Genomic DNA, 15511 nt, shown 5'->3' with positions numbered 1-15511 from the left:
CTGAATAATTTGGGAGCATCGTTGATTAAATGCGCGTTGAGTCATACGCCCAGTGCAGTAGGGCTTGACGCTGTTTTTTACGACAATTGTGGTCAAAGGGCTCGCAATTCTTAACTACTGCACTCCAATGACGTCGAAAGCTCTTCCATCGTTTGATTTGTCTTGCATCATCCTCAGTTCTGCGCCCCATATAGTACCGGCAATACCACTGAAACCATCCTCGAGGATCTTGTGGGTGTATCCACCCTTTTCGTTGCCACTCAGCCAGCGGTTGGGACGCATCTACACCAAAATAGTTAAGGGAGGTATCTTTAATGTCTGGACTAATGCGCGCCTGCTCAAACCAATCTTTCGGGAACTCATTCTGGCAATCGGTCAAATACTTCCCGCCAAACACGCCCAGGGCTAACATCTGCTTAGGGGTAAGGTGAGGGTCAAAATCTGGTGCAAAGTGTTGACCTTCAGGCTCGGTTAAACAGTATTGATAATCGATTTGCATTTTGTCTTCAACGACCACTGTAATCATGGTTTTTTCCTAAAATGAATCAGTCACAATGTATACGAAACGTCCCCCTAGAGCGATCATCAATGTCGCAGGGAAGTCATCACTTTACGAGCGAAAAAAAACCGCTCATTATGAATGAACGGCCTTATTTGAAGTAACCAACAAAGGTTGAGGTTAGAGTTTACAGCGCAGGATCTGCGTAAATAGTGCCATCACCTTCTAATATCCACACCTCTAGGTCGGTCTCAGGTACGTGGAATAAGTCGTCAATGCTGTTTTTCTCATCCCCTTTATGCACAATGAATCCAACTTGCGCTGTGGGATCATCCAACTCAATCAATGCGTATTGGCCGAATGAGTCAACCCCACTAAACGCTATAGGTTGGGTCCATGTAGGAATGCTAGCAGGATTTACCCCATCTCCCCACACATGGAGTCCCCAGCCATCGTAATCAGCGTTTTGACGTTGATAATGTACGATAAGTGCTTGTAACTCATTAACAGTCAAGCTTGGCGCGGCGGTATCTGTCGCATTGATGGTGACACGATAGGCAGTATTACTTGCCGGTGTTGCGAGTGTTAGATTTCCTCCATTATCAACAAGTCCCTGCTGCTCGCCTAGGGTTACAGCGGTGCCACCAAAGTTGATTGATGCCCAATCGGCATCAGCCACCTTAAACTCAATGACCCCATCACCATTGCCATCCGATTGCGGCCCTAAAACCACATCCAGTTGATAGCGATTTTGACCGATATACTCAAGCTCATCTTGAGTAGACCATCCGTTTAGCTCGCCACGAACAAATACCGGAACATCAAACGACGGTAAATCCTCACCCAAGCTCGCACCTTGTTCAACCAGCAACTCTAAGTTGTCACCAATAGGCGTAAACGTTAAGTCGTAATACGCGGCAGCGGGTGCTTCAAATTGGTCATTTCCAGACTCAGCGCTGGTCAGTAATACTGGCGTATCTAACTCAACCAATTCAGACGGTGCTGACAACTGGCGACTCCAATCGCTATTGGCTAACTTAAATTGAGTGTTCCCAGCATCCAGTACAATTTGATGACGATACAGCCCATCACTCCAATAACTTAATGGAGCATCTGCCGCCCAGCTATTGTGGTCTCCACGCAAGTACATCGCTTCCCCAAGCGGCCCAAAATCTGGACGTATCAATGGCAGTAGGTAATCTTGCAGGCCATCTCCATCTTCATCGGCAACCACCAACACAAACTCGGTCAACCCACCAACATCGAGTGTACTCACCAAATTGCTTGGGTTTGAAGACATCAACAAACCATTTTCTGTTACTGGCCCACCTATATTGAGCGGGCTCCAGTTACTGTCCGCAAACTTAAACTCCATGTCACCGGCAGACACATCAATGCTGACACGGTAGTGTCCTTGACCTAGGTACTCCATAGGGTCTGCGCCCCACCCATTTAGGCCGCCACGCAAGTTAACATCACTGCCAATTGGGAGATCCACCGCACTCAGTAAGTCAATGCTTATCGCATGTTGAGCGCTAGAGTTGTCTTCTTTGGCCAATGCTCCTTCATGGTTAAGGAATAAATTAGCGCTAAGCTCTGCCGAATCATTTTCATCAGACAAGCTCACTACCTGATTACGGGTAATGATTAAAGGTTTGTCCAACTCGTAGAAAGGTTCCGAGTAATCACCAAAGACCAGTAGTTGAGTTTGATCTGACTGCAACCATTCTAACCTAAACTGCCCCTGATTAAGCTCGATAGGCCCTTGCATACGTCCACTTTGGTTGATTGCGTACGCAATGGATCGATCATTGCCATTTTGGTAGGTAACACTTAATTCTGTAGGCACACGAGAGTCCACCAGAGCGTTCACCCACTGCTGAGCAAAGACACCATCAGCATTACTGGTACTCACTTCGACTTCCAATTGAGTACCATCAGCAAACTCGCTGACATCCCAAAATAGCTGATAAGGGGGGGTCATATCTGTGGCGATAGGCACCAACTCACCACCATTGGCTCGATAGGCGAAGTTAACTTGGTAAAGAGGGAGTGGCGTCGACGCAAGCGCGTCTAAATCGACCGATAGCGCGATGCTACCGCTGGCAATGTCGCCATCATTTAACCCTGTGACTGACACAGAGGATGTTGGCGAAACTTCAGCAGCGCCTTTTGCTTTTAACACCACAAAATCCAACGCACCCACTTGAAGTTGCAGCTCTCCACTACGAACTTTGCCGGCACGTTTTCCACCGTAGACCACATCGTATTTTTTAAATTGAGTCTCCAGGGTTAAGCTTTGAGCGTCGCTGGCGTTATTCATTGCCACTAAATAAGTTTCGCCAGTTTGAGGATCGACACGGTTAATCACATAGAGGCCAGCACCTTCGGTTTCGGCGTAGCGTTCGATCTGGATTCCGCTTCGTAATACAGGATGCTCGCGATAGATTTTGGCGATCTTGCTAAGGTGTTTATAAATAGGGTGCTGCTGATCGTAATTTGCATCAGCGGTCGTCGCAGACGTTCCGATGAGCTGATTGTCATTGTAAGTATCGACTAATGATGGGTCCATATTCTCACGAGCATCTTGATCGTTACCATCACCGGTAAAGCCCTGCTCATCGCCGTAGTAAACCACAGGTACGCCGCGTAAAAAGTACATCATTGAGTGAGCTAATTTGGTTTTTTCCAAATTCTCGGCGGTATCTTCGCCACCCAAGAAAAACCCAAAGCGTCCCATATCGTGGTTACCCACGAAATTCATTAAACGACTCGCGTCGCTGTCCGCATCGTTGTAATAGTCATCTGCGATAAACAAATCGCGCAGTGCAACGGGAGACTGCTGATCCGCAACCACCGATCGCATAGCGCCTTGAAATCCAAAATCGAGCACGGAGGGTAACTGACCAACAGTCGTAAACTTGCTTAAATTTTGTGGGTTGGCATCGTACACTTCGCCAAACATAAAGAATTGTGGAATGCCTTCTTGCTGAGCATGCGCTTCAATCGCGGGGGCAAACTCCTGCCAAAACTCAATGTTTACGTGTTTTACGGTATCGATTCTAAACCCGTCTGGCTTAAATTCAGACACAATGTTCTTGAAAATATCGATCATACCTGCGACCACTTCCGGGTCATCGGTGTTGATATCGTCTAAGCCAACAAAGTCGCCATAGACCGAGTTTTCACCCGAGAATGTACTGTCACCTTGATTATGGTAGTACTTAGGATCGTTCAACCACTCTGGTACTTTGTCGTACTCTTCTCCTGCAGGAATAAACGGCGTGTAGGTATCACCGGCCGCGACTTGCTCAAGAGACTTGTACTCACATGAGGTTAAACCCTCCTGAAAGCGACCATCAACATCGTGACACTCTTCGTATTTAATAACGTCAGCAGTGTGGTTGGTAATGATGTCAAAGAAGACTTTAATGTTTCTATCGTGAGCGTCATCAATCAGCGCTTGTAGATCATCGTTACTCCCCAAATGTGGGTCTATTTGGGTAAAATCGAGTGTCCAGTAACCGTGATACGCCGAGCTTTCTCCTTGTACCGCTTTGTTCTTTAGAATCGGGGTCATCCATATTGCCGTCACCCCCATGTCTTCTAAGTAGTCGAGCTTAGCTCGCAGGCCTTGCATATCTCCACCGTGATACCAGGCTTTATGCGTAGGATCAAAGCCGTGGTCCTCGCGACCACCACCAATATAGCCCTGGTCGTTATCGGTATCACCATTGTGGAATCTATCGGGCATAACAAAGTAAAAAACGTCATCTTTAACGTCTCTATCTAAATAATGATCAAGTTGACTATCTGGCTTACAAGCACTCAAGCCTAGCGCTAGGGTGATCGCTGCTGCTACCCCAGTCCAAGCCGCCTTTGGTTTTGACATTTTGGTTGTCCTCCATTGACATTGACGTGTATTTTTCTCACACCTCAATGTAGCAACGAAATTGACGACTTTTATCGTGAAAAAGGGTTAAATGCTGATTTACCAATTAGAAAGCGGTTTCTTAGAGCTTTTTTATTAAAATCATGATTTTTATAACGTTTTGTAGGGTATACAAAATGCGAGGTAGATAATCATTTGTACAATTTTGGATAACTCTCAACTAGATTACACGCTGTGCAAAATGTGACCAGTAACTCAATCACTTTTACCGGCTGTCGCACGAATTATTCCGCTATCACAAAGTGAGCTCTCAAATATGAGAATAGTCAATCTGATTCATAAAAAAGGGGCATTTCAATAAGCCAATTACTCCACGTTGGTATTGCGGAAAGGGTTTGTTTTTGAACAGTAGAAACGGATTTTGGTCACATTTTGAACAGCTAAAACTACACCTTTAACATTCGCCAATAAGACTTGGATCACACGTGCTCATACTTCATTAGCACTGTCTAAGTAGCCCACTACTTTCATTCATTGTTCAGATTGGAAAAGGAACTCAATCATGTTCAGAAAGCCCTTATTGGCCAGCAGTGTCATTGCCGCGATTGCCGCGCTCCCTGCTTACGGTTCGTCACCACACTCAGTGTTTATTTCAGAGTACATAGAAGGTGGCAGTTTTAACAAATCAATTGAAATCGCAAACCCAACCGAAAGTGACATCACTCTCGACAACTATTCTTTGGCTAAGTCCGTCAATGGTGGTGGCGCATGGGATAACCTGTTAAGCCTCAATGGTTATTCCATTGCTGCTGGGGACGTTTTGGTTATTTCACACACCGATGCGGATGCAAAGATACTATCAAAAACTGACTTAACCAATACGAGCGTCATTAGTTTTAACGGCGATGATCCTGTTGCATTGCTCGACAGCAATGGCGATGTGGTCGATGTTGTCGGCGTTATGGGCGACATCAACTTTGGTAAAGACGTAACCTTAGTAAGGTTGTCAGAGTACTTCACACCGTCAAGCACCTATGATGCAAATCAGTGGCTACAATTGGGCAAGGACAACAGCGATGATTTGGCCATGTTAGGCGCAGCCACTGCACCGACTGCCTTTAATTGCCTAGACAATGATTTAGAGCCTGTATTTACCGATATCCAAACATTGCAAGGGGACGGTTTTAGCTCTCCCTACGTCGATGGTTACCCCTACGAATCGTCAGAAGAGTTTTACGTTAAAGGTGTCGTATCGGCAGTTACCAGTGGGCTAACTAAAGGGTTTTATTTACACGCCTTAGTCGACGACAATGATCCCAATACCTCAGAAGGTCTGTTTGTCTCAACCCAAGCGAATGTCAGCGAATTGAGTCCTGGTGACGTTGTGTGCGCCTACGGTAAAGTGCAGGAATACTACAACCTTACGCAGCTAAAAATTGATGATGACAAATGGGTCACATTAGACAACCAAGAAGCGCCACAAGCTGTCGCGATCTCGGTGCTCGATACTGATCAAAGCTTTGAGCAAACCTTAGAACGCTATGAAGGTATGTTGGTCGAACTCGACCAAACTTTAGACATGCGTGTTACTCGCACCTTTGGCTTCGATTACGCCGCCTATCGCAACAACATGGTCGTGGCCCACGAGCGCGTCAATATGCAGCCTAATCAGCTACACCCTGCTGGATCGCTAGAAGCAAACCTAGCACAAGCTGAAAATGATGATCGTCGATTGTTCATTGAGTCTGACGCCAAAGCACCCAACGGCGTGATCCCTTATTATCCCGATTTCGGACTGTACGATGATGATGGGGATGGTTCTGCCGATGATTATATCCGCATAGATGACACCCTCACTGGTGCTCAAGGTGTGATCACCTACAGTTACAACGATTACCGTCTGATTGTCACCAATACGCTGTCGAAGGATAATTTTGTTCATAATCAGCCTCGCATAGATGAGCCTGATGTGGCCGCGGGTGATTTGCGTATTGCCACCTTTAATGTCCTAAACTATTTCAACTCTCCGTTTGGTGGAAATGACAATCAGTTTGGCAGTAATAGAGGCGCATACAGTGACGACGAGTTTGCGCTGCAGCAACAGAAAATCGTTCATGCTATAAAAGGCTTAGATGGCGACATTGTAGGCTTGATGGAGATTGAAAATAATGGCTTTGGAGAAGGTTCGGCCATTGAGCAACTCGTAACTGAACTCAATGCTACGATTGACGACGAAGATAATCATTATGAGTACGTAGCTGTCGACTCGAACCTTAATGATGAATTCGATGCCCTTGACTCAGTGGGAACCGATGCGATTGCAGTCGGCGTTATTTACAAACCAAGTGCGGTAAAACTGCTTGAAACAGGCGTGATCGTTATGCCACGCCAAGATGCCCCAGCGGTGATCATCGACGGCGAAGAAGTAGAAAGTGGCAAGAACTACCAACGCGATGCACTCGCACCCACCTTCCAAGTATTGGGTGGTAAAAAACGAATCACTGTCGCGGTCAATCACTTTAAGTCGAAAGGCTCTTCATGCTGGGAAGACGTTGCACCAGTTGAGGAAGGCGGTCAAGCTGATCAAGACCCTGATAAGCAAGGCTCTTGTGAAGCATTTCGTGTTGCTGCGGCGGTTGCCTTAGGCGAAGCACTTAAAGGCGGCGGCTCGTATAAAGTCATACTGGGCGATCTTAACTCTTACGCTAAAGAAGACCCAATGCTTATCTTAACCGATTACACCATGGGTCAATATGGCAAAGAGATTCGAGCTGCAAGAAACACCTACATTGGCGATGAGCCTCAGTTTGGTGACGAAGGAGCAGTGATTGACCAACACTACGGGTACATCAATGCAGTTGAAATGATGCAACCTGAAAGTTGGAGCTACTCGTACAACGACGAAGTGGGTGCGCTGGACCACATTTTGGTCAGTAAATCTCTTAAAAATCGAGTCGTTGATGCCGCTGAATGGCACATCAATGGTGCAGAATCGAGTCTGTTTGCATACAGCGGTCAATACACTGGAGACTTACCTAAGTACTCCGATATTTATCGCTCTTCGGACCACGATCCTGCTGTTGTCGAGCTGCAAATTTATAAACGTGGTGGCTCAATGGGATGGGGTGTGCTCTTTGGTCTCATAGCGTTGCTAGGATTGCGAAGACGTAACCTCGCTTAACCAATAACCCTGTTACCCAACCGTTACTAAGGTCTCTAGATAGCTAGGGACCTTTTTAATTTCTAATCTGTTCACTGTCTATCCAAAAACTTTCTAATCAATAACGGTGATATTGTCTTCTTATAACTGATTCTCAATAAAGTAAGTTGACAATCTCAACCATTGTCCGTGACAATGATCGCGTTTTAGTCCACTACGCAGCAAATACAATGAAAAAATTACTTACTCTCTTGGCGCTGATTCCACTATCTAGCCTAGTGCAAGCGGCAGAAGCCAAGGAAGACAATCAAAAGTTGGCGGATGACCCAACCCGTATCACGACACAAATGGGCGTCTCATACTCAGATAACTACCATGGCAATAACGACAAGTGGACATTTTCTGGCTCATTGGCGTTTGATCCAGTACGAAAAATCAATGTCTCACTTAACGAAGACGCTTCACAGTGGCGTGTGGGTGGTTCTTGGTTATTCGACGTAGGCATCGTTAATTTTAATTTTGGTAAGAATGAATTTGCTGACGGTACAACGCAGACTAATTACAGCGTTGGAACATTCATGCCATTGTCGTACTTTGGGTTCACCCCAGGTGGATTCCAAATATTCCCAATGGCTGGTTATACGTATAACGACGCTGAAGTAGTGTGTGACACATCAGATACCAGTGCAGCGTGCTTCAATCCAGGAGCATCACTGGATAACCCATATGTCGTGATTCCACAAACCAGCCACTCCGGTTACCTTGGTGCATTTGCACTTAGACCGTTAACGACCAACCTTACCTTTACCATGTTTGGAGGCGGAGCTATGGGAAGTAACGACTACAGTGGCTACTGGATTGGTGGTGGATTCGGTTATCAAGTCACCGACCAACATAGTTTGACCGCGTATACCTTTATTCAAGATAACTCTTACGGTCAAGAAGAGCGCTTTAGCCTAGGCTACAAATACCAGTTCAATTAAAATTTTGCGCTCACATTTCAAGGTGTGGGCGCATTCGCTTCAGCTCTAGTCGCAATCGTCTAGCCGATTCGGTATCCTAAGCGCAGTTTCCCACTGTACTCTGCGCGATCTACTCTCATGCCGACCCCTTCTCTCGATACACTGTTTTTCCCTCTGCGCTCTGACTCTATTGAGCTACCAAAGCGATTTACCTTTCCCTTTTATTATCAGCCACACGATATTGCGGTTTTAGCCTCTCAACACCTACAGCAAAGGCTAATAGCGAACAAAAAGTGGAACGCTCTATTTGCGCTTTCCGAGATCGGCGATTTAAACGATACGCAACAAAGTTCGCGCGGGAAGATGTTTGGAGTGCTGATAGTAAAAAACGCACAAGGTGAAACGGGTTATTTGTCGGGCTTTTCTGGCAAAATTGATGATAGTAATCACCACCTAGGGTTCGTACCTCCTGTTTATGACATGCTGGATGCAACGAGCTTTTTCGCAGAGGAGATGGACACGCTTAACGCATTGCACGCCAAGCTAAACGATCTAGAAGCCGACCCTACACTGCCAGATCTGCTTTCTAAGCTATCCACTATCGAGCAGCAAGCCAAAAGCGAAATTTCCGCTTTACAAGCAAACATGGTGAACAGTCGCGCGGAGCGTAAGCAGCAGCGCCGCCTCGCTGAAACGTCTCAACAGCCGCAAGCCATTGAGGTACTGAATCAGCAGCTGGCGCAGCAAAGCATTGTAGAAAAAAGAGCGCTGGCGACACTAAAAGCGGATTGGAAGCAAAAGACAGAGCACATTCAGTCTCAAGTGAATGAGTGTCAGCAAAGCTTGGAAAACGCTCGACAAGCTAGAGCCGAGCAGTCACATCGACTGCAGCATAAACTCTTTGCTCAATACTCGTTTCTTAATGCACAGGGTGAATACAAAGATTTAAACCAAATCTTTGCCAATACCGCCTATAAAGTGCCGCCCGCAGGAGCCGGTGAGTGCGCTGCACCTAAGCTCCTACAATACGCTTACGCGCATGGCTTAACGCCAATTGCCATGGCCGAATTTTGGTGGGGACACTCTCCTAAGTCAGAAATTCGCCATCACAAGCAAGTGTACCCGTCATGCATGAGTAAGTGTCACCCAATTCTGGGACACATGTTACTAGGCTTAGAGGTTGACCCAGATCCCTTAGAAGAGAACCCAGCGCAGCATAAATCCATCGAAGTGATCCATCAGGATGAGCATTTTATCGTGATCCATAAGCCCGATGGGTTGCTATCGGTACCGGGTCGCAAAATCACCGACAGCGCCAAAACACGCGTTGAAGCACTGTGTCCAAATGCCGATAAAGTGTTTGTGCTGCATAGACTCGACATGGCAACGTCTGGCCTGCTGGTATTTGCTCTTTCGCAACGCGCTAACAAGCACCTGCAAAAGCAGTTTATTACCCGAGAAGTCAAAAAGCGGTATGTCGCGTTAGTGCAAGGTGAGCTGTTAGAACAAAATGGTCAAATCGATTTGCCGCTATGTGCTGACCCTTATGATTTGCCACGTCAAATGGTCAGTAGCCAAGACGGCAAGCCTGCATTGACTCATTTTTCAGTGGTGGATCATGTCGACGCCTTCACCAAAGTCACGCTTGAACCTCACACAGGACGTACTCATCAGCTACGTGTTCATTGCGCCCACAAAGAGGGATTGAATGCTCCGATCGTCGGTGATGCATTGTATGGACAAAAAAGTGATCGCCTATATTTGCACGCAGAACAATTGGCGTTTACCCATCCTATCACTCAGCAATGGGTGAGCTTTTGTCGAGAAGCGGACTTTTAAGCTAGCCCATTGGGCCAAGATTCTTAATCGTAAAGAAGTGAGCGTTATTGTATTGCCGACAGCGTAGAAAGTTTTTTATGCAATTCACTTGACCTGGGAGCTACTCCAAGGTTTTATGCTTAAGTCATGATGTTACCGTGGATTGCCATTATGCTCACTTCTCAACTCGCTAAAAAAGCTGCCGTACCAACGGACACCGTACGTTACTACACCAAACGTGGTTTACTGACGGCAACGAAAAACCCGCACAACGGATACAAAGAATACGACTTGGCAGCGTTGCAGCGACTCAAGTTTATTCACCAAGCGCGTGAAATTGGTTTCAGCTTAAATCAAATAGAGCAAATCATCGACGCAGCGAATGAGGGGCAATCTCCCTGTCCAACCGTCCGTCAGTTATTGCTGCAGCACATAGAACAAACCAAAGCTCAAATTGAGCAGATGAAAACACATTTGACCATGCTTCAAGAGACCAAAGCACAGTGGGAACAAGAGCCCGATTCGACGCCCAATGGTGAATCTGTTTGTTGCTTAATCGAATCTTGGGCGGACACCACCAAGGAGATCAACGCATGAGCCAGTATCAATTGAATGTTAGTGGTTGGTCGTGCATGGGCTGCGTGAACAAGACTCACAAAGCGCTCCTTGAGCACGATCCTCTGTTAGAATTAGCAGCCGCTGAGGATAAACAATCTGCAGTATTGACCACTCACCTAGCACCACAACAAACCATCGCCATTATTGAAGAGGTGGGTTACCGCGCGAGCTTATGTCATCAGGATAATCAATTCGACACCCAAAATGTAAATTGTGGTGGCTGTGCGAAAAAACTCACTAATGCCATTTTAGAAGACGATGCGAGTGCAAAGGTTACGGTAAATGTCGCGGACAAAACGGTGACGATTGAGTCGTCGCTTAGCCGAGCACAATTATCTGCGCGTCTTAATGACTTAAATTATCTTGCGACTTCCAGCGCGGTTGAAACGGTTAAAGAAGGCGCTCCTAATCAAGACCCAACTACCTCTCTTTCTGACAGTGACTCTCAAACACAAAAATCAGAACAACCAAACACTCAATCCTACTTGCGATACAACTTGTCTGGTGTCACCTGCGCAAGTTGCGTGCGAACTATCGAGAATGCATTAAACAAACTCGAAGGGGTTGAAGACGTTGCCATCAACTTTGGTAATCGTACCGCCACGGTCTATACCGAGTTGGATTCTGCTCGTATCAAGCAAGTTATCGAAAAAGCCGGTTATGGCGCATCGCCGATCGTCGATGAAGCAAAATCTGCAGAGCTACGAGAGCAAGCAATACAGGACGAATACAAGGATAAACTGCGCAACGCCGCACTAGGGACAGGCTTGGGACTGATCCTCATGGCCAGCATGTTTGTCGATGGTAGTATGGAGCTTGTCAGCACCAGTTCACGCATTCTTTGGTTCTTAGTAGGACTTGTCACCCTTGCCATCATGTGGATTGCAGGGAAGCATTTCTTTACTGGTGCTATCAGTGCACTGCAAAATCGAACCAGTAACATGGATACCTTGATTGCCCTTGGCACCTCATCAGCGTGGCTATATTCGATGTTCGTGGTGTTATTTCCAGAGCTTGTTCCTGCCAACTCTCGTCATCTCTATTTTGAAGCAAGCGCGATGATCATAGGACTCATTAATCTGGGACAAGCTCTTGAGGTTAAAGCGCGCGGTCGAACCTCAAAAGCGATCAATCGCCTGCTCGACTTGCAAGCCAAAACCGCGATGGTCCTCGATGCCAAAGGTGAGCCTCAACTCACTCCCATAGACGATGTGCAGGTGAGTGACCAAATTCTGATCCGTAATGGCGAACGCATCCCAGTAGACGGCATTGTGCTTAATGGGAACACCAATATTGATGAGTCCATGTTAACGGGTGAACCAATTGCCGTCAGCAAATCGAAAGGTGATAGCGTATCGGCAGGCACGGTTAATGGTGATCACTCCATCACCATCGAAGCCACTAAAATTGGCCGTGACACGTTGCTGGCGCATATTGTCGACATGGTGTCCAAAGCGCAAAATTCAAAACCACCCATTAGCCAGTTGGCAGATAAAGTGTCGGCGATATTTGTCCCAATCGTCATCATCATCGCTATTGTTACTGCTGTCGCTTGGGCTCTATTTGGACCGCAGCCTGTACTGGTCAATACTTTGGTCGCCGCTACATCGGTATTAATCATCGCTTGCCCTTGTGCTCTGGGATTAGCTACGCCAATTTCGACGATGATTGGGATCGGCAAAGCCGCTGAGGTCGGTGGGCTGATCCGTAATGGGGATGCATTGCAAAAAGCCAGTGAGATAGATGTGGTGATCATGGACAAAACCGGCACGATCACCCAGGGTAAACCTAGCGTGACACACCATTATTTACACGCCAGTGAGCTCGCCACGCCAGAACAGATTTTGACATTGGTGTATCAAATGGAGATAGGGTCGTCGCACCCTCTTGCCGATAGCCTTAAGTCATTTAGTTATAGTGCGCATGAAGCCACCACCAACCTTACTCTTTCAAACATTCAAGCGGTTGCTGGGTTGGGCTTAACAGCCCATTGGAATGAGCACCGCATTTCGCTAGGCAATCAGACTCTAATGACACAAGTTGGTGTCGACAGCACCAAAGGTCACTGCTTTGCTAGTCACCCGAGCGATACCCATGTTTATTTGGCGATCGATAACCAATTTGTGGCTGAGTTTGCGATTAGCGACCCTATCAAGTCCGATTCCAAACAAGCCATTGCTCAATTGCAGGCGCTCGGTGTCAAAGTCGTCATGCTTACCGGAGACACACCAGAAGTGGCGAAGGCAGTGGCAGCGCAAGTCAATATTGATGAATACCATGCCAGTTTAATGCCCTCAGATAAGCTCGACTGGGTTAAGCGCTTGCAGCAACAGGGATTAGTGGTCGGAATGGTTGGAGATGGAATCAATGATGCCCCTGCCCTTGCGCAATCGGACGTAGGATTTGCCATCGGCCAAGGAACCGATGTCGCCATCGAAAGTGCCGACATCACGCTTATGCGAGGCTCACTCAATGGCATATCGCACACGATAGCCATCAGTAAAGCGACACTCAGCAACATAAAACAGAACCTGTGGGGGGCGTTTATCTATAACAGCTTAGGCATTCCTATCGCTGCGGGGTTGCTGTACCCAATTACGGGTATGTTGCTTAACCCAATTGTCGCGGGCATCGCAATGTCTTTGTCGTCAATTACGGTAGTCAGCAATGCCAACAGGCTAAGGCTTTTTAACCCCAACTCACGTTCTGGAACAAAATAGTTCCTTAGACGCGACAGGCGGTTAATCAGTCGCCTAAACTGGCTTGTCGAGGTTGCGTGCTGCGATTACACTGTGCCAAATACTAACGCTGTCAAACGGTTGAGAACTTTAATGCCAAATCCACACCCTGTAAGTTGGGTTATTTTAGCCGGTGGCCAAGCCACGCGCATGGGAGGCGAAGATAAAGGCCTTATTGAGCTGGCAGGCATCCCGCTGATACACCATGTGTTCAATCGTTTATCAGCCCAAACAGATAGCATTAGCATCAACGCCAATCGTAACCTTGATGAGTATCGCCAGTTAGCCCCTGTTTTCAAAGATGAGCTAACCGGATACCCAGGACCATTAGGCGGTATACATGCAGGACTCACCCATTCAAGCACTCATTGGGTTGGTTTTGTTCCTTGTGATAGCCCTTATCTTGCCGATGATTACGTTAAGCGCTTCATGCACGAAATTTCTGATGATATCGACATCTTAGTCGCTCATGACGGCGAGCATCAGCAGCCGGTTTTTTGCATGTATCATCAAAATGCTCTTCCTAAGCTCAACCAATTTCTTGAAAGAGGAGAGCGTAAAGTTCGCTTGCTCTATCGAGAGTGTAAGGTCGGTTACGTCGACTTTAGCGATGCTACGCATTGTTTTATTAACCTTAATACGCCGCAGCAACTTTCTGAATATGGACAAAAAAATGATAACCAATGACCACACACTACCCATACTAGGTTTTGCCGCGTATTCAGGAACCGGAAAAACCACCCTTCTTGAGCAACTGCTGCCTAAGTTAACTTCAGCTGGCCTAAGAATAGGCATGCTTAAACACGCTCACCACGACTTTGACATCGACCAGCCAGGTAAAGACAGCTATCGGCTGCGTAAAGCAGGAGCCGCTCAAATGCTAATAGCGTCTGCAAATAGACACGCAATGATGGTTGAAACACCTCAGCAAGAGCCCAGCTTTGAAGAATTACTTTCTCGCTTTGATATCGCACAGTTAGATCTGATTCTTGTCGAGGGCTATAAGCATCTATCCTTTCCCAAAATAGAGCTTCATAGAACGGAACTGGAAAAACCGTGGCTGCACGTCAGCGATCCAACGATTATCGCCATAGCTGCCGACGAGCCTGTGCAACGCACAGACCTGCCGCAGTTAGCGATTAATGATATCGATTCTATTGCACAATTTGTGGTGGATTACGTATCGCAACACTCAGCGTTAAAGCGCAAATAGCACCGTTGCACTAGAAACGATATCGACCGGCGACGCCCACAAGAAGCTGCTTATCGTCGAACTCAAGGTCGCGCATATGGACAGAGAAAGTACCTCGTATATCAATATGGCGGCTGAGCATGTGGATCACATCAAAATTGGTGTAGGTCGTTAGCCCATCACGCCAACCCAATGGCTCGATACTAAACTCTCCACGCCAATCAGAACTCAGCTGATAACCGGTGTAGAGATTACCAGTCACTCCAAGACTTTGATAGTGTGAAAATCCGTAGTCTTCGGTGCCCCTTACTGGACCTGCATTAAGCCCAAAAGACCAACGTTCACCGTCATACTGATAGCCCATAAGCAGCGTGAATTTACTGAACGAATAGTCAATCTGCTCTAACGAGGTCGCTTCGTATTGATATTTGGGCAATAGATACAGGCCATTCCAATTCCCACTTTTTAAAGCCATGTCCATGCGAACAGGGTACTGACCCGACATTTTTGATTCATTGGCCACCAACAGCCCAAGATCCGCATACTCTAGATAGCGATTCACCTCAGCCTGAGTGATCACAGGGGTTAAGCTGGCCATTGCCGCCAGACACATTATGCTATTAGACTTCATG

Annotated in this window: 9 protein-coding genes and 1 pseudogene; 7 read left to right on the top strand and 3 right to left on the bottom strand. The window is 46.8% G+C overall.

Annotated features, from left to right (window positions below):
• Positions 1-25 precede the first annotated feature (25 nt).
• Together JQC93_RS01700 and JQC93_RS01695 are read right to left on the bottom strand one after the other, a co-directional pair.
• The gene (locus tag JQC93_RS01700) at positions 26-526 is read right to left on the bottom strand and encodes a hypothetical protein (protein WP_205156736.1); all 501 of its coding nucleotides are present in this window, start codon (positions 524-526) and stop codon (positions 26-28) included.
• Between the two features lie 160 nt (positions 527-686).
• Positions 687-4391, bottom strand: coding sequence for an alpha-amylase family glycosyl hydrolase (locus JQC93_RS01695; RefSeq protein WP_205156735.1), 3705 nt, complete (start codon positions 4389-4391; stop codon positions 687-689).
• A 562-nt stretch (positions 4392-4953) separates the two neighbouring features.
• Between JQC93_RS01695 and JQC93_RS01690 the strand changes: the two genes are divergently transcribed.
• The 7 genes and pseudogenes from JQC93_RS01690 to mobB all read left to right on the top strand — a co-directional run.
• Positions 4954-7572: an ExeM/NucH family extracellular endonuclease gene (locus tag JQC93_RS01690; RefSeq protein WP_205156734.1), complete on the top strand. Its 2619-nt coding sequence runs from the start codon at positions 4954-4956 to the stop codon at positions 7570-7572.
• Between the two features lie 209 nt (positions 7573-7781).
• Positions 7782-8534, top strand: a complete 753-nt coding sequence (locus tag JQC93_RS01685) for a hypothetical protein (protein WP_205156733.1) — start codon at positions 7782-7784, stop codon at positions 8532-8534.
• A gap of 117 nt (positions 8535-8651) precedes the next feature.
• Positions 8652-10352, top strand: coding sequence for a pseudouridine synthase (locus JQC93_RS01680; RefSeq protein WP_205156732.1), 1701 nt, complete (start codon positions 8652-8654; stop codon positions 10350-10352).
• Positions 10353-10502: 150 nt separating this feature from the next.
• Positions 10503-10928, top strand: a complete 426-nt coding sequence (locus tag JQC93_RS01675) for a MerR family DNA-binding protein (protein ID WP_205156731.1) — start codon at positions 10503-10505, stop codon at positions 10926-10928.
• On the top strand, positions 10925-13669 hold the full coding sequence (locus tag JQC93_RS01670) for a heavy metal translocating P-type ATPase (RefSeq protein ID WP_205156730.1): 2745 nt from the start codon (positions 10925-10927) through the stop codon (positions 13667-13669). Before JQC93_RS01675 ends, JQC93_RS01670 begins: the two co-directional genes overlap by 4 nt.
• 111 nt (positions 13670-13780) lie before the next feature.
• A complete protein-coding gene (gene mobA / locus JQC93_RS01665; protein ID WP_205156729.1) occupies positions 13781-14374 on the top strand; it encodes a molybdenum cofactor guanylyltransferase MobA in 594 nt (197 codons plus the stop codon).
• Positions 14349-14876: pseudogene (gene mobB, locus JQC93_RS01660) on the top strand (molybdopterin-guanine dinucleotide biosynthesis protein MobB); the annotation flags it as partial. The gene mobA and the pseudogene mobB, both read left to right, overlap by 26 nt.
• A 34-nt stretch (positions 14877-14910) precedes the next feature.
• Here the strand turns inward: mobB and JQC93_RS01655 are convergent.
• Positions 14911-15510, bottom strand: coding sequence for a hypothetical protein (locus JQC93_RS01655; protein WP_205156727.1), 600 nt, complete (start codon positions 15508-15510; stop codon positions 14911-14913).
• Position 15511: the final 1 nt, after the last annotated feature.

It is taken from the genome of Vibrio ulleungensis (genome assembly GCF_016900875.1).
Classification (GTDB): Bacteria; Pseudomonadota; Gammaproteobacteria; order Enterobacterales; family Vibrionaceae; genus Vibrio; species Vibrio ulleungensis.
The sequence above is the reverse complement of the archived record's forward strand: the minus strand, read 5'-3'. Positions and strand labels throughout refer to the sequence as shown.

Excerpts from the sequence above, each read along its gene's own strand:
- JQC93_RS01655 (WP_205156727.1), bottom strand. The coding sequence starts at position 15,510 with ATGAAGTCTAATAGCATAATGTGTCTGGCGGCAATGGCCAGCTTAACC.
- mobA (WP_205156729.1), top strand. The coding sequence starts at position 13,781 with ATGCCAAATCCACACCCTGTAAGTTGGGTTATTTTAGCCGGTGGCCAA.
- JQC93_RS01680 (WP_205156732.1), top strand. The coding sequence starts at position 8,652 with ATGCCGACCCCTTCTCTCGATACACTGTTTTTCCCTCTGCGCTCTGAC.
- JQC93_RS01675 (WP_205156731.1), top strand. The coding sequence starts at position 10,503 with ATGCTCACTTCTCAACTCGCTAAAAAAGCTGCCGTACCAACGGACACC.
- JQC93_RS01685 (WP_205156733.1), top strand. The coding sequence starts at position 7,782 with ATGAAAAAATTACTTACTCTCTTGGCGCTGATTCCACTATCTAGCCTA.
- JQC93_RS01700 (WP_205156736.1), bottom strand. The coding sequence starts at position 526 with ATGATTACAGTGGTCGTTGAAGACAAAATGCAAATCGATTATCAATAC.
- JQC93_RS01690 (WP_205156734.1), top strand. The coding sequence starts at position 4,954 with ATGTTCAGAAAGCCCTTATTGGCCAGCAGTGTCATTGCCGCGATTGCC.
- JQC93_RS01670 (WP_205156730.1), top strand. The coding sequence starts at position 10,925 with ATGAGCCAGTATCAATTGAATGTTAGTGGTTGGTCGTGCATGGGCTGC.
- JQC93_RS01695 (WP_205156735.1), bottom strand. The coding sequence starts at position 4,391 with ATGTCAAAACCAAAGGCGGCTTGGACTGGGGTAGCAGCAGCGATCACC.